Raw genomic sequence first — 15,678 nt, 5'->3', positions numbered from 1 at the left:
GGCGGCGTCACGGGTGTCGGTGGGGCCGGTTATGGTCCCCGCACACTGCGGGCGATCAAGGAGACGGTGTGCGCAGATTCGAGTTCGTGGGCGGCGGTTCGGCCAAGTTCTGGGAGGTCGGGCAGAGCGACGCGACGGTCACGGTCCGCTATGGATCGATCGGCGCGCAGGGCCGCACCCAGGTCAAGGAACTGGGTTCGCCGGCCGAGGCCGCCGCGCACGCCGACCGCTTGATCGCGGAGAAACTGCGCAAGGGGTACGCCGAGACGACCGCCGCGTCCCCCGCCGGGCACGCCGGAACGCCCGCCGCCGAGCCGACTGCGCCGAGCCGCGACCCGGAAGCGGCCGGCGTCGATCCGGCCGGTAGCGCCCCGGCCGGGACGCCGTCGGCCACGTCGCAAGCCGGCGAGCTGCCGGACGAGGACGCGTTCGAGGTTCCGGCCGGCTGGCGACGGATGCTCGCCGCGCGCCGGGGCGGCGCACCGGGCCCGGCCCTGCCGAGCGCGGCGAAGGGCCGGGCCGCCGGGCGGAAGGTGCTGGACTCGGTGGCCGGCCAGGTCGACGCCACCGCCCGGGCCACCACCGACCCGGAGCTGGGCCCGGCGCTGCGCGGATACCTCGACGGCGAGCCCGGTCCGCTGGGCGGTGCCGCGCTGGTGGCAGCGGTGGCCATGGCGCTCGGCTATCACGGGCGCGACCAGCAGGGGCTGGCCCTCGGTGACCTGCTGGTCGCCGATCTCGGCCCGGCCGGTGCGGCGGTCGCCGCGACCGAGCAGATCACCGTGGCCGCCGCCGGGTCGATGTCCCCGCTTCCGCTGAACCGCACCGGGGCGGAGAAGTCGGAGAACTACGGCCACTGGCGCCTGCGCCAGTACGTGCTGCGCCGGGTCCGCGCGCATCTCGCGGCGGCCGGCGACGACGACTACGCCGCGGCCCGCGCCGCGCTGGTCCCGTACCGGTCCGGGCCGCTGGCGGCGCGGGTGGTCACCTCGTTCCTGCTGCCGACCGAGCGGGAGTGGGTGGCCCGGGACGTCGCCGACGTGGCGCGCGACGGGGGCCCGCTGCTCGCCGAGCTGCTGCTCGGCGCGGTCGACGAGGTGGACGCGATCCACGCCCTCGGCGGGCACCTGGCGGTCTACCGGTTGATGTACGACCAGGTGTCGATGATCACCGCCACCGCGGCGGTCGGGTCCCCGATCGCGCCGGTGCTGGCCGGATGGTTCGATCACGAGCACGTCGGCGCCGACGGGCGGCAGCGAATCGTGTCGCTGCTGGCGGCCCTGCCCGGCGACGAGCCGATGACGGTGCTGCTCGACCGGCTGGACCGCAAGTACGTCCCGCCCGCCATGACGGAGATGCTGCGCCGCTTCCCGGTGCGCGGCGTGCGCCTGCTGTCCGCCGCCGCCGAGGGGCGCAGCCCGGCCGCGCGGGAGGCCGCCACCCTGCTGCGTGCCCACGTGCTGGCCAATCCGGCCGCCGTCGAGGCGGCGCTGCCGGCGCTGGATCCGGCGGGGCGGGAACGGGTCGAGCGGATCCGCGACGACGCGTCCGCGCTGCCGGTCGCCGGGCCGGACCGGCTGCCGCCGGTGCTGGTGTCCCCGCCGTGGTCGGTCCGGCGCCCACGGTCCACCCCGCCGGTGGTGGACGGACTGGCCGCTCCCGCCGGGTCCGCCACGGCCTGGCTGCCGGGCGAGCGGGAGCGGTGGGCCGCGGTCGTGCCCCGCTGGTCCGGCTGGTGGCGGGGCGACGACCTGACCGTGCTGGCCGCCGAGGTCGCCGCCGGGCGAGCCGGATCGTCAGCGGCGATCCACTTCTTCGTCCGGGCCACCGAGGAACTGGCCCGGCCGCTGCTGCCGGCCTGGCGTCCCGACGAGTCCTGGGGCGCCGACGGGTGGATGACCCGCCTCGCCGGCCGGTACGAACTGGACGCGCTGCCCGCCGCCCTGCACCTGGCCCGCACCGCGCCGAAGAGCGTCGGCGAGGTGCTGCTGCCGTACGCCGACGGCGAGGTCGCCGACCTGATGGCCGACTGGCTCGACCGGCTCAAGACGGTCCGCCCGGTCGCCCGGTCCTGGCTGCGGCGGCACCCGGAGTACGCCGTGCGGGCGCTGCTGCCGGCGGCCCTGGGCACGCCCGGCCCGCGCCGCCGGGCCGCCGAGCGGGCGCTGCGCCTGGTCGCCGCGGAGCACCGCGAGGTGCTCCTGGGCGTGGCCCGGGAGCACGGCGAGGAGGCGCTCGCCGCCGCCACGGCGATGCTCGACGCGGACCCGCTGGCCCAGCTCCCGGCCCGGATGCCGATCCTGCCGGCATGGCTGGACCCGGCGGTGCTGCCGCAGGTGCTGCTGCGGGACCGTTCGGCGGCGCTGCCCGCCGACGCGGTACGCCACCTCTGCACGATGCTCGCCATCTCCGCACCCGGCGAGCCGTACCCGGGGGTGGAGGTCGTCCGCGCGACGTGCGACGCCGACTCCCTCACGGAGTTCGTCTGGGCGCTGTTCGAGAGCTGGCAGAGCGCCGGTGCGCCGTCGAAGGACGGCTGGGCGTTCACCGCGCTGGGGCTGCTCGGCGACGACTCGACCGCCCGGCGGCTCGCGCCGCTGGTGCGGGCCTGGCCGGGCGAGAGCCAGCACACCCGGGCGGTGACCGGCCTGGAGGTGCTGGCGCAGATCGGCACCGACGTGGCGCTGATGCACCTCTACGGCATCTCGCAGAAGGTGAAGTTCCGGGGCCTGCGGGAACAGGCGGCGCGCAAGGTCACCGAGGTCGCCGACGGGCTGGGGCTCACGCCCGAGCAGCTCGGCGACCGGCTGGTGCCCGACCTCGGGCTGGACGCCGACGGCAGCCTGGTCCTCGACTACGGGCCGCGCCGGTTCACCGTCGGCTTCGACGAGCAGCTCAAGCCGTACGTGGTGGACGGCGCCGGCGCCCGCCGCAAGGACCTGCCCAAGCCCGGCGTCCGGGACGACGCCACGCTGGCGCCCGCCGCGCACAAGCGCTTCGCCGGCCTGAAGAAGGACGTCCGCACGCTCGCCGCCGACCAGATCCGCCGCTTCGAGTCGGCCATGGTGACCGGGCGGCGCTGGCCGGCCGCCGACTTCCGCCGCTACTTCCTGTCCCACCCGCTGCTGTGGCACGTCGTCCGCCGGCTGGTCTGGGCCACAGTCGACGATGCCGGTCAGGCGGTCACCGCGTTCCGGGTCGCCGAGGACCGCACGCTCGCCGACGTCGACGACGAGACGTACACGCTGCCGGACGACGCCACGGTGGCCATCGCGCACCCGCTGAGCCTCGGCGCGGCGGTGCCGGCCTGGGCGGAGGTCTTCGCCGACTACGAGATCCTCCAGCCGTTCCCGCAGCTCGGCCGCGAGGTGTACCGGCTGGACGCGACCGAGCGCGCGGAGACGCTGCTGCGGCGGCACGCGGGTGTCACGGTCCCGGCCGGGCGGCTGCTCAGCCTGGAACGGCGGGGCTGGCGGCGCGGCGACCCGCAGGACGCCGGCATCCAGAGCTGGCTGGAACGCGAGGCCCCCGGTGGCCGGGCCGTGGTGATCGACCTCGACCCCGGCATCGCGGTCGGGATCGTCGACATGTTTCCCGACCAGAAGATCGAGGCGATCTGGGTGAACGACGTGCCGTACGGCGGCTGGTTCCAGCGCGACGGCAAGGTCCGCCTCGGCGACCTGGACGACGTCACCCTCTCCGAGGTGCTGCGCGACCTGGCGGAGGTGACCCGGTGACCGCGCTCGACCCGGCCGCCGAGCGGGCCCAGCGTCCCCCGGCCGAGGTGCGGTACGCCGACGAACTGGCCGCGCTGGCCGCGAACGACGGCGACCCGCGCCCGCCCGGCTGGCGGCTCAGCCTGCGCGCCGCGCGCCGGTTCATCCTCGGCGACCCGGCCGCCGGGGTCCGCCGCAAGTTCGTCGGCGACCCGTCGCTGATCGACAGGGCGCTGGTGGCGCTGGCGACCAGCCGCGGCCTGATGCTCGTCGGCGAACCGGGCACCGCCAAGTCGCTGCTGTCGGAGCTGCTCGCCGCCGCGGTCAGCGGCGACTCCACGCTGACCATCCAGGGCGGCGCGGCCACCACCGAGGACCAGATCCGCTACTCGTGGAACTACGCGCTGCTGGTCGCCGACGGCCCGTCGCCGCGCGCCCTGGTGGCGGCGCCGCTGCTGCGCGGCATGGCCGAGGGGCGGGTGGTCCGCTTCGAGGAGATCACCCGCTGCCCGCTGGAGGTGCAGGACTGCCTGCTCTCCCCGCTGTCGGACCGCGTCCTCGCCGTTCCGGAACTGCCGGGCGCCGACGCCATGGTGTTCGCCCGTGAGGGCTTCAACGTGATCGCCACCGCGAACACCAGGGACCGGGGCGTCAACGAGATGAGCGCCGCCCTGAAGCGGCGGTTCAACTTCGAGACCGTCTTCCCGATCCCCGACCTCGGCACCGAGCTGGAACTGGTCGAGGCCGAGGCGGGCGAGTTGCTGCGCCGCTCCGGCGTGACCGCGCCGCCCCGGCGCGACCTGCTGGAGGTGCTGGTCACCACGTTCCGGGAGCTGCGGACCGGGATCACCGAACGCGGCGACGCGATGGAGCGGCTGTCGGCGGTGATGAGCACCGCCGAGGCGGTGTCGGTGGCGCACGCGGTCGGGCTGCGCGGCTGGTTCCTGCGCGGGGAACCAGGCGACGCCGCCGACCTGGTCGCCTGCCTGGCCGGCACCGCCGCGAAGGACGACGCGGAGGACCTGGCCCGGCTGCGGCGCTACCTGGAGCAGCAGGTGTCCCGCCGTTCCGGCGCGCAGTGGCGGGCGGTGCACGACGCCCGGCACCTGCTGCCCGGGTGAGCGCCGTCGAGGCGCCCGGCGGCGTCACGTTCCTCGGTGTCCGGCACCACAGCCCGGCCTGCGCGCGGCTGGTCGCGGCCACGGTGGCGCGGCTGCGCCCGGCGTACGTGCTGGTGGAGGGGCCGGCGGACCTGAACGGGCGGATGGACGAGCTGCTGGGAGACCACGAGCTGCCGATCGCCGTGTTCACCGCGCACCGCGACGGCACCCGGCGGCACGCCTCCTGGAGCCCGTTCTGCGCGTACTCGCCGGAGTGGGTGGCGCTGACCGCCGGTCGGGAGGTGGGCGCGCAGCTGCGCTTCATCGACCTGCCCGCGTGGCATCCCGCGCTGTCCGACCGCGCCAACCGGTACGCCGACGCCGACCAGCGGTACGCCGAGGCGGTCCGCCGGCTGTGCGCCACGCTCGCCGTGGACAACGTGGACGCGCTCTGGGACCACCTGTTCGAGATCGGCCCGGACGACGGGCTGGCCGAGCGCCTGGACACGTACTTCGACGTGCTGCGCGGCGAGTCGGCGGCCGGGGCGGACGACACCGCCCGGGAGGCGTACATGGCCCGCTGGGTACGCGCCGCCCGCCGCCGGGCCGCGGGCCGGCCGGTGCTGGTGGTGACCGGCGGCTTCCACCGTCCCGCCCTGGTCCGGCTGACCGCCGGCCCGGACGGCGCCGATCGGCACGGCACGGGCCCGGACGGCACGGGCCCGGAGGAGGACGACTGGCCGGAGGTGCCCACCCCGGCTCCCGACGCGGTGGCGGGCAGCTACCTCGTGCCGTACTCGTTCCGGCGCCTGGACGCGTTCGTCGGCTACCAGTCCGGGATGCCGTCACCGGCCTACTACCAGCGGGTCTGGGAGGACGGCCCGCGCCGGGCCGCGGAGGCGCTCACCGAGGCGGTGGCGGCCCGGCTGAGGGCCCGGCGGCAGCCCGTCTCCACCGCCGACCTGATCGCCGCCCGGAGCATGGCCGACGGCCTGGCCCGGCTGCGCGGCCACGCCCACCCGGGCCGCGTCGACGTGCTCGACGGCCTGGTGTCCGCGCTGGTCACCGACGCGCTCGACCAGCCGCTGCCGTGGGCGACCCGGGGCACGCTGGCACCCGGCGCCCACCCGGTGGTGGTGGAGATGGTGGCCGCGCTCAGTGGCGACCGGGTGGGCCGCCTGCACCCGGACACGCCGCTGCCGCCGCTCGTCCACGACGTCGACGCCGAGCTGGCACGGCACCGGATCGATCCGCACGAGGCGGCCGAACTGGACCTGACAGTCGCCGACGACCTGGCCCGCAGCCGCCTGCTGCACCGGCTGCGGCTGCTCGACGTACCCGGTCACGTCCGCGAACGCGGCCCCCGGGTGGGCGCGGACGCGCTGCTCACCGAACGCTGGTCGCCCGCGCCGTCGGCGGACCGGCTCGCCCGGGTGATCGAGGCGGGCGGGTACGGGCCGACCGTCCTGGACGCCGTCACCGCCCGGATCGAGGAGCGGGTGACGCTGCTCGGCGCGGACGTCGACGCGCTCGCCACGACGCTGTTCGACACCGCGCTGGCCGGGCTGCCCGAGCACTCCACCCGGACGCTCACCGCGATCGCCCGTGCCACCGGCTCGGTCACCGACCTGCGGGCGCTGGGCCGGGCGCTGGCCGTGGCACTGGCCCTGTGGCGGCACGACCGGCTGCTCGGCAGTGCCGGGACCGCCCCGCTCGGCGCGCTGATCACCGCCGCCGTACGCCGGGCGCTCTGGCTCGTCGAGGGCGTGCGGGCCACGGCCGCGCCGGCCGACCCGGGCCGGCTCACGGCGCTCGTCGCGGTCCGGGACGCGGTCCGCCACGCCGGCCCGGCGCTGGGGCTCGACCGGGACGGCGCGCTGGCAGTGGCCGGGCGGGTGGCGGCCGACCCGGCGGCCCCGCCGGACCTGCGCGGCGCGGCGCTGGGCCTGGCCTGGTCGCTGGAGGACGTGCCGGACGCGGCCCGCGCGGTCCGGGCCGTGGCCGCGCCGGACACGCTCGGCGACTGGCTGTCCGGGCTGTTCGCGCTGGCCCGGGAGGAGGTGGTCAGCGGCGACGCGGCGCTGCTCACAGTGGTGGACGAACTGCTCGCCGCGATGGGCGCGCACGACTTCCTGGTGGCGCTGCCCGCGCTGCGGCAGGCGTTCGGCTGGTTCCCGCCCCGCGAGCGGGCGGAGGTGGCCCGGCACGTGCAGGCGCTGCACGGTGGCGACGCGCCGCCCGGTGACCTGCTGCGGCTGGACGCCGACCCGCTGCTGGTGGCCGCCGCCCGCGCGTTGGAGGAGCGGGTCGACGCGGTGCTGGCCCGGGAGGGGCTGTGGGAGGGGGAGCGGACGTGACCGACCCGATGCGGGAACGCTGGCGGCTCGTGCTCGGCGACGCCGCGCAGGACAGCCTGGGCGGCCTGTCGGCCGAGGCGGCCGGCCGGGACGCCGCGCTGGACTGGCTCTACGGCCGGGACGCCGAACTCGGCCGCCGCGACGTGCGGCGCGGGGGGTCCGGCCCGTCCGCGCTGACCACTGTGGACTGGCTGGACGGGATCACCCGGCTGTTCCCGAAGGAGACGGTGCAGCGGCTGGAACGCGACGCGGTCGAGCGGTACGGCATCCACGAGGTCGTCACCGACCCGGCGGTGCTGGCCCGGGTCGAGCCGAATCCGGCGCTGCTGCGCGCGGTGCTGCGCACCAAGCACCTGATGGACCCGCAGGTGCTGCGGCTGGCCCGCAAGCTGGTCGAGGCGGTGGTGCGGCAACTGGTCGAGCGGCTGGCCGCCGACGTGCGTCAGTCGTTCTCCGGGCCCCGGGCGCGACGCCCCAGCCGGTTCCGGCAGGCCCGCAACTTCGACGTACGCCGGACCATCCGGGCGAACCTGGCGCACTGGCGGCCGGACGAGCGCCGCCTGCACGTCCGGCAGCCGCACTTCTTCTCCCGTACCCGCCGCCACCTGGACCGCTGGCAGGTGATCCTGCTGGTGGACCAGTCCGGCTCGATGCTCGGCTCGGTGATCCACGCCGCGGTGACCGCCGCCTGCCTGTGGGGGCTACCCGGCGTGCGGACCCACCTGGTCGCGTTCGACACCGACGTGGTGGACCTGACCTCCGACGTGGACGACCCGGTGGAGCTGCTGATGAAGGTGCAGCTCGGCGGCGGCACCGACATCGCCCGCGCGGTCGCGTACGGCGCGCAGCTCGTGGAGAACCCGCGCCGGGCGATCGTCGCGCTGGTGTCCGACTTCTACGAGGGCGGCGACGCCGGACGTCTGGTCCGGTCGGTGAAGCAGCTCGTGGAGCAGGGCACGCACGTGCTGGCCCTGGCGGCGCTGGACGAGGAGGCCGACCCGGCGTACGACCGGGCCACCGCCCAGCGGCTGGCCGACGTGGGCGCGGCGGTCGGCGCGATGACGCCGGGCGAGCTGGCCGCGTTCGTGGCCGAGCACGTGGGCCGGTAGGGGGACCGGATGACCCGTGACGACCTGATCGCGCTCACCCCGGACGTGCTGGCCGCGCTGAGCAACAGGGGATTGGTGAAGCGCGCCACGAAGGAGGTCGACGCCGGTGAGCGGCCGATGCTCACCGAGGACGCCGGCGGCGCGGTGCGTGCCGCGTACCCGGACGGGGTGACTGTGACGCTGCCCATCGGCGGCGGCCTCGCGACCGGGACCTGCTCCTGCCCGGCGCCCGGCGTGTGCCGGCACCTGCTCGCCGTCGTGCTGACCTACCAGCGCACGCACGCCGACGCCCCGGGCCGCGAGGCCGCGCCGGACGGCGAGGCCGCACCGGACCAGGAGGCCGCGCCGGGCAACGCGGCCAGGTCGGGCCGGGACGCGGCGCCGGGCCGGGAGGACGCCACAGCCGGGAGCGAGCCGTGGCGGTGGTCGCCGGGGGACGTCACCGACGAGGAACTGGCCGCCGCGATCGGCGCGCCGGCGCTCACGGCCGCGCGACGGCGGCTGCGGCGCGGCTACGCCGCCGTGGTCCACCGGCCGGACCCCGCCGACCCGGTGCCGCGCGTGGAGCTGCCCACCGGCACGGTCCGCTTCCTGGTGCCCCGCCAGATCGGGTACGCGCGTGGCGACGCGGCCGACGACGGCGGCGAGGCGATCGCGCTCGCCGTGTGGGCGTGCCGGGCGGCCGACCGGGAACACCCGGACCGTCCCGAGGCGCAGGTACGCGTCGGCGGAACCGCCACCGTGACGGAGCATCCGGCGCTGGACGCGGCGGTGGGGCTGGCCGCCGACGTGCTGCTGACCGGGGCCGCGCACCTGGGCTCCGGCGTGGACGCCCGGCTCGCCGCCGCCCGGCGTGACCTCGACGCGGCCGGTCTGCGCTGGCCGCTGCTCGCCGTGGAGGACCTGTCCGGGCAGCTGGAGGCGTACGCCGCGCGCGGCGCCCGGTACCGGCCGGAGACGTTCGCCGACCTGCTCGCCGAGCTGCCCGCCCGGCGGCGCGCGGTCGTCAACGCCGGTGCCACCCCGGCGGAGCGCGTACTCGGCACCCACGAGCCGGCGGAGACGCCGCTGCGGCGGGTACGGCTGACCGGCCTCGGCGCCCGGGTCCGGGAGAGTGGAGGCGAGGTGGGCGTGGACGTGGTGCTCGCCCACCCGGCGGCCGTCTCGGTGCTGGTGCTGAGCCGTGCCTACCCGGTCACCGACGACGGCCCGCCCACCGGCCACGAACTGGCCGGGCGGCGCGTCACCGGCGCCACGCTCGGCGCGCTCGCCACCGGCAACGTGGTCTCCGAGTCGGCGGTGCGCAGCGCCGCGCACCGGCTCCGGATCGCGGCCGGCCGGCTGGCCCGCACCACTGTCACGCCCGGCGCGGGGGAGTGGTCCGGCCTGCCGCCCGGCCTGCTCGCCCGCGACCCGGACGCGCTCGCCGCCGAGCTGGCCGGGCGGCCACCCCGGCTGCTGCGTCCCCGCACCGCCGCCGAGTCGGTGCGGGTGCTGGCGCTCGGCGAGGTGCGCGCCATCGGGTACGCGGCCGGCGAGCAGCGCCTGCACGCCACGGTGACCGGGGCCGACGGCGGCACGGCGACCGTCACCGCCACCCACCACGCGGCCGCCCCGGGGGCACTCGACGCGCTCGCGGCGGCGCTGGACGGCACACACGGGCCGCCGCGCTACGTCAGCGGGACGGTGCGCCGGGGCGCCGACGGGCTCGTCGTCGAGCCGCTGGCGGTGGTCGCCGACGCGGTGGTCGTACCCGATCTGGCACCCGGGGCTGGCGACGGCCGGCTGGCCGGCGCGGTCGACGCCCGGCCCGACCCGGTCGCGGCCGTCCTCGGTACGGCGTCGGCGCTGCTCGCGCAGGCCGCGCACACCGGCCTGCGGCACCTGCCGGCCGGGTTCCCGGAGCGGCTGCGCGCGACGGCGGCCGGGCTGGCCGCGGTCGGCCTGGACCGCTGCGGCGCGACCCTGGCCGGCCTGGCCGGTGCGCTCGGCGCCGACCCCGGCGAACCGGTGGTACGGGCCTGGGTGGACGCCTGGATCCGGCTGTCGGTGACGGCGGAGTCCCGGTGAGCCGGTCCCCACGACCGGGCCGGGTCGCTACGGTGTGACGGTGGCGACCACGGCGGCGCAGGAGATCCAGGTGGGGGAGCGGCTGGTCCGCGTCTCCAGCCCCGACAAGCCCTACTTCCCGGAGCGCGGGCTGACCAAGCTGGACGTGATCAGCTACTTCCTGTCCGTCGGCGACGGCATCCTGCGCGCGCTGCGGGACCGGCCGACCATGCTGGAACGCTGGCCGCGCGGCGTGTTCGAGGGCGCGAAGGTCGCCACCCGGCAGACCAACAAGGGCGACGCGTTCTACCAGAAGCGGCTCCCGGCGGGTGCGCCCGACTGGGTCCGCACCGCGCACATCACGTTCCCCAGTGGGCGTACCGCCGACGAGGTCGCCCCGAACGAGCTGGCGGTGGTGATCTGGGCGGCCAACCTGGGCACGCTGCGGTTCCACCCGTGGCCGGTGTCGAAGGACGACGTGGAACACCCCGACCAGCTGCGCATCGACCTCGACCCGATGCCGGGTGTCGACTTCGCGCAGGTGGTGCCGGTGGCGCACGAGGTACGCGCGTTCCTGACGGAGCTGGGCCTGGAGGGCTTCCCGAAGACCACCGGCGGGCGCGGCATCCACGTCTACGTCTCGATCGAGCCGCGCTGGAGCTTCGGCGAGTGCCGGCGGGCGGTGCTCGCACTGGGCCGGGAGATGCAGCGCCGCCTGCCCGACCTGGTCACCACCACCTGGTGGCGCGACCAACGGGACCGGCCGGTCTTCGTCGACTACAACCAGATGGCCCGCGACCACACCATGACCTCGGCGTACTCGATCCGGCCGACGCCCGCGGCGCTGGTCTCGGCGCCGCTGGAGTGGTCCGAGCTGGACGACGCCCGCCCGGAGGACTTCGACGTGCTCAGCATGCCCGCGCGGTTCGCCGGGCGTGGTGACCCGCACGCCGGGCTGGACGGGCGGCGGTACTCGCTGGAACCGCTGCTGGAGCGGGCCGACGCCGAAGGGCTGGAGTCGCCGCCGGAACGCTGAGGCGGTCAGTCCCAAGGGCTCTGCGTGCCGTCGAACTCCTCGAACACCAGCCAGGTACGTGTGGACAGCACCCCGGCGATGCTCTGCACCCGGTCCAGCACCACGTCCCGCAACGTCGCGTTGTCCGGCGCCCGGACCAGGGCGAGGACGTCGTGCTCGCCGCTGAGCAGTGCCGCGTGCTCGATGTAGCGCACCCGGGCCAGCTCGGCGGAGACCTCCCGCCAGGTGTTCTGCTCGATGGTGAGCGCGATGTACGCCGACGTGCCCAGCCCGGCCGGCTCCGGCGCGACCCGCGCGGTGAACCCGGTCAGCACGCCGTCGCGCAGCAGCCGCTCCACCCGGGCGTACGCGTTGGTGCGGGAGACGTGCACCCGTTCGGCGAGCGTACGGATGGACGTGCGGGCGTCCCGGACCAGTTCGCGCAGGATCCGCCGATCCACCTCGTCCAGCGGCCCGGCCGAACGTCCCGTTCCGCCCGCCGCGCCCGGTGTGGCGCCGGTCTCCTGGCTCACCTCAGCCACCCTCCTGTGCCATTCGTCCCGCGTTCATCCCGGATGTTGAGTCAATCATCCACGACCGGGAGCATAGGGCCACCACACGTCCAGGAGGTCCCCGCCGTGACGACCACACCCCAGGCGGTCCGCAGGGCATCCCCGCGCACCCGCCGGAAGTCCACCCCGGCCGCACCCGACCCGTCGGCCGGCTTCATGCCGCAGCGGGAGCCGGTCCGGCTGCTCGAACCCGACGGGACCCCGCTGCCGGCCCGCGACGACTACCCGGAGCCGCCGGTCGAGACGCTGCGCGAGATGTACCGGCGGATGGTCGTCGGCCGCCGCTTCGACGTGCAGGCCACCGCGCTCACCAAGCAGGGCCGCCTCGCCGTCTACCCGTCCGCCCGCGGCCAGGAGGCGTGCCAGATCGGCGGCGTCCTCGCGCTGCGCGACACCGACTGGGTGTTCCCCACCTACCGCGAGTCGATGGCACTGACCGCCCGTGGCCTCGACCCGGTCGAGGTGCTCACGCTGCTGCGCGGCGACTGGCACTGCGGGTACGACCCGGCCGCCACCCACACCGCGCCGCAGTGCACGCCGCTCGCGACCCAGTGCGTGCACGCCGCCGGGCTGGCCTACGGCGAGTCGTACCAGGGGCGCGACACGGTGGCGCTGGCGTTCATCGGCGACGGCGCCACCAGCGAGGGCGACTTCCACGAGGGCATCAACTTCGCCGCCGTGTTCAAGGCGCCCGTCGTCTACCTGGTGCAGAACAACAAGTACGCGATCAGCGTGCCGCTGTCCCGGCAGACCGCCGCGCCGAGCCTCGCCTACAAGGGCGTCGGCTACGGCGTACCCAGCGAGCAGGTCGACGGCAACGACCCGGTGGCCGTCCTCGCGGTGCTGGAGCGCGCCGTCGCGCACGCCCGCGCCGGCAAGGGCCCCTACCTGATCGAGGCCCACACGTACCGGATGGAGCCGCACACAAACGCCGACGACCAGACCCGCTACCGCGACGCCGACGAGGTCGAGGCGTGGCGCGACCGCGACCCGATCGCCCGGCTCGAGGCGTACCTGCGGGCCAAGGGCGTCCTCGACGACGCCGCCGTCGCGGCTGTCGCCGACGAGGCCGAGGAGTACGCCGCGACGCTGCGCCGCCGGATGGACGTCCAGCCGACAGTGGACCCGCTGAGCCTGTTCGACCACGTGTACGCCGAGCCGACGCCGCAACTCGTCGAGCAGCGCGAGATGGTCCGGGCCGAGCTGGCCGCCGACGCGGAGGGGGACGCCTGATGGCCGCCATGACCATGGCGAAGGCGCTCAACGCGGCGCTCGCCGACGCGATGCTCGACGACGACCGCGTGCTCGTCTTCGGTGAGGACGTCGGCCAGCTCGGCGGCGTCTTCCGGATCACCGACGGGCTTCAGGCCCGGTTCGGCGACAAGCGCTGCTTCGACACCCCGCTCGCCGAGGCCGGCATCGTCGGGTTCGCCGTCGGCCTGGCCATGTCCGGGCTGCGGCCGGTCGTCGAGATGCAGTTCGACGCGTTCGCGTACCCGGCGTTCGAGCAGATCGCCTCGCACGTGGCGAAGCTGCGCAACCGCACCCGCGGCGCGTTGAGCGTGCCGATCGTCATCCGCGTGCCGTACGCCGGCGGCATCGGCGGCGTGGAGCACCACTGCGACTCGTCCGAGGCGTACTACGCGCACACCCCCGGCCTGAAGGTGGTCACGCCCGCGACCGTGGACGACGCGTACTCGCTGCTGCGCGCCGCCATCGACGACCCCGACCCGGTGGTGTTCCTGGAGCCCAAGAAGCTCTACTTCACCAGCGCCGAGGCGGACCTGCCGGCCCGTACCGCGCCGATCGGCAGCGCCGTGGTGCGCCGTCCCGGCACCGACGCGACGCTGATCGCGTACGGGCCGGCCGTGCCGGTGGCGCTGGCCGCCGCCGAGGCCGCCCGCGAGGAGGGCTGGGACCTGGAGGTCGTCGACGTCCGCAGCATCGTGCCGTTCGACGACGCCACCGTCACCGCCTCGGTCCGCCGTACCGGCCGGTGCGTGGTGATCCAGGAGGCGCAGGGCTTCGCCGGCGTCGGCGCGGAGATCGCCGCCCGGGTGCAGGAGCGCTGCTTCCACGCGCTGCACGCCCCGGTGCTGCGGGTGTCCGGCCTGGACATCCCGTACCCGGCGCCGATGCTGGAGCACACCCATCTGCCCTCGGTCGACCGGGTGCTGGACACCGTGGCCCGGCTCCAGTGGGACGACCAGCCCGACACGCGGTGGGTGGCGGCATGAGCACGGCTGTGGGGACCCGCGACTTCCTTCTCCCCGACCTGGGCGAGGGACTGAGCGAGGCGGAGATCGTCGAGTGGCGGGTCGCCGTCGGCGACGTGGTCACCGTGGACCAGACGGTGGTCGAGGTGGAGACCGCCAAGGCCGTCGTCGACGTGCCGTGCCCGTACGCCGGACGGGTCGTGGCCCTGCACGGCGCGGCCGGTGAGGTGCGCCCGGTCGGCCAGCCGCTGATCACCATCGCCCCGCTCGACGACGCCCCCGACCCGCACGCCACCTACCGCGAGGAGGAGCGGGCCGGGTCCGGCAACGTCCTGATCGGGTACGGCACCGGCCACGGCGGCTCGGGCCGGCGGCGGCGCCGGCCCCGGCTGGCGCTGGCTCCCGAGCCCGGTACGCCGGTCGCGGCGGACCCCGCATCCGGTCCGGCGGCCGGCTCTCCGGCCCCGGCGGGCTCTCCCGCTCCGGCGGTTCCGGTTCCGGCCGGCTCGTCGCGTCCGGCGGGCCCGGATTCGGCCGGCTTGTCGGCTCCGAACGGCACGGCCGCCTCGGCGGACCGCACGGCGGAGCCGGCGCAGACCGGCACGCAGTCGGCGCCGCTGGTCATCTCGCCGATCGTGCGGCGGCTGGCCAAGGAGCACAGCATCGACCTGGCGTCGCTGCACGGCACCGGGCCGGGTGGCGTGATCCGCCGGGCCGACCTGGACGCCGCCATGGCCGCCCCCGCTCCGGCGGCCCGGCTGGCCGCGGTGCCGGACGCCCCGCCCGCGCACGTCGGGCTCGCCCCGGCCGGCGACGGGGACACGGTCATCCCGCTCACCGGCATCCGCAAGGTGATCGCCGACAAGCTCTCCCGCAGCCGGCGGGAGATCCCCGAGGTGACCATCTGGGTCGACGTGGACGCCACCGGCCTGCTGGAGACGCGCGCCGCGATCAACGCGGCCACCCCCGACACGCCGGTGAGCATCCTGGCGCTGCTGGCCCGGATCTGCCTCAGCGGCCTGCGGAGGTACCCGCAGCTCAACGCGCACGTCGACACCGAGGGCCAGCGGATCATCCAGTCCGCGGGCGTACACCTGGGCATCGCCGCGCAGACCGACCGGGGCCTGGTCGTGCCGGTGCTGCGCGACGCGCAGCGACTGACCACCCGGGAGCTGGCCGCCGCGCTCGCCGAGACCACTGCGGCGGCCCGGGCCGGCACGCTGCCGCCGGCGCGGCTGACCGGTGGGACGTTCACACTCAACAACTACGGCGTGTTCGGCGTGGACGGCTCCACGCCGATCATCAACCACCCGGAGGCGGCGCTGCTCGGCGTCGGCCGGATCGTGGACAAGCCGTGGGTGGTGGACGGGCAGCTAGCCGTCCGCAAGGTGACCCAGATCAGCCTCACGTTCGACCACCGCGTCTGCGACGGCGGCGTGGCCGGCGGCTTCCTGCGCCACGTGGCGGACTGCGTCGAGCAGCCCGCTCTCCTGGTAGCCAACGTCTGACCCGCCCGCCCCGCGGCCCCGGCCCCCTCCAGGGGC

The 15,678-nt window shown here is 76.1% G+C and carries 10 protein-coding genes; 9 read left to right on the top strand and 1 reads right to left on the bottom strand.

Annotation, left to right across the window (positions count from 1 at the left end):
• The first annotated feature begins 68 nt into the window (after window positions 1-68).
• From CLT75_RS09210 to CLT75_RS09185, 6 genes are read left to right on the top strand one after another with little or no spacing between them, the layout of a single operon-like run.
• A complete protein-coding gene (locus CLT75_RS09210; protein ID WP_135240401.1) occupies window positions 69-3,737 on the top strand; it encodes a DUF4132 domain-containing protein in 3,669 nt (1,222 codons plus the stop codon).
• On the top strand, window positions 3,734-4,837 hold the full coding sequence (locus tag CLT75_RS09205; protein ID WP_135240400.1) for an AAA family ATPase: 1,104 nt from the start codon (window positions 3,734-3,736) through the stop codon (window positions 4,835-4,837). Before CLT75_RS09210 ends, CLT75_RS09205 begins: the two co-directional genes overlap by 4 nt.
• Complete coding sequence (locus CLT75_RS09200; protein WP_135240399.1) at window positions 4,834-7,173, top strand: DUF5682 family protein; 2,340 nt, start codon at window positions 4,834-4,836, stop codon at window positions 7,171-7,173. Before CLT75_RS09205 ends, CLT75_RS09200 begins: the two co-directional genes overlap by 4 nt.
• Entirely contained in the window at window positions 7,170-8,282 is a 1,113-nt protein-coding gene (locus CLT75_RS09195; RefSeq protein WP_135240398.1) for a VWA domain-containing protein, read from the top strand. Before CLT75_RS09200 ends, CLT75_RS09195 begins: the two co-directional genes overlap by 4 nt.
• Window positions 8,283-8,291: 9 nt before the next feature.
• On the top strand, window positions 8,292-10,352 hold the full coding sequence (locus CLT75_RS09190; protein WP_135240397.1) for an SWIM zinc finger family protein: 2,061 nt from the start codon (window positions 8,292-8,294) through the stop codon (window positions 10,350-10,352).
• Window positions 10,353-10,386: 34 nt separating this feature from the next.
• A complete protein-coding gene (locus CLT75_RS09185; protein ID WP_135240396.1) occupies window positions 10,387-11,367 on the top strand; it encodes a non-homologous end-joining DNA ligase LigD in 981 nt (326 codons plus the stop codon).
• A 5-nt stretch (window positions 11,368-11,372) separates the two neighbouring features.
• On the opposite strand, the gene CLT75_RS09180 is transcribed toward CLT75_RS09185, so the two are convergent.
• Complete coding sequence (locus tag CLT75_RS09180; protein ID WP_013286599.1) at window positions 11,373-11,879, bottom strand: Lrp/AsnC family transcriptional regulator; 507 nt, start codon at window positions 11,877-11,879, stop codon at window positions 11,373-11,375.
• A gap of 72 nt (window positions 11,880-11,951) precedes the next feature.
• Between CLT75_RS09180 and pdhA the strand changes: the two genes are divergently transcribed.
• The 3 genes from pdhA to CLT75_RS09165 are packed head-to-tail and all read left to right on the top strand — an operon-like array spanning window position 11,952 to window position 15,642.
• Window positions 11,952-13,151, top strand: a complete 1,200-nt coding sequence (pdhA, locus tag CLT75_RS09175; protein ID WP_167797001.1) for a pyruvate dehydrogenase (acetyl-transferring) E1 component subunit alpha — start codon at window positions 11,952-11,954, stop codon at window positions 13,149-13,151.
• Complete coding sequence (locus CLT75_RS09170) at window positions 13,151-14,155, top strand: alpha-ketoacid dehydrogenase subunit beta (RefSeq protein WP_135240394.1); 1,005 nt, start codon at window positions 13,151-13,153, stop codon at window positions 14,153-14,155. The genes pdhA and CLT75_RS09170 overlap by 1 nt, the downstream gene beginning before the upstream one ends.
• Window positions 14,152-15,642, top strand: coding sequence for a dihydrolipoamide acetyltransferase family protein (locus CLT75_RS09165; RefSeq protein ID WP_135240393.1), 1,491 nt, complete (start codon window positions 14,152-14,154; stop codon window positions 15,640-15,642). Before CLT75_RS09170 ends, CLT75_RS09165 begins: the two co-directional genes overlap by 4 nt.
• Window positions 15,643-15,678 lie beyond the last annotated feature (36 nt).

The organism is Micromonospora sp. CNZ285 (assembly GCF_004637285.1).
The sequence above is the reverse complement of the archived record's forward strand: the minus strand, read 5'-3'. Positions and strand labels throughout refer to the sequence as shown.

Bases quoted from the DNA above. Each gene is read 5' to 3' on its own strand.
- CLT75_RS09165 (WP_135240393.1), top strand. From the start codon at position 14,152: ATGAGCACGGCTGTGGGGACCCGCGACTTCCTTCTCCCCGACCTGGGC.
- CLT75_RS09170 (WP_135240394.1), top strand. From the start codon at position 13,151: ATGGCCGCCATGACCATGGCGAAGGCGCTCAACGCGGCGCTCGCCGAC.
- CLT75_RS09190 (WP_135240397.1), top strand. From the start codon at position 8,292: ATGACCCGTGACGACCTGATCGCGCTCACCCCGGACGTGCTGGCCGCG.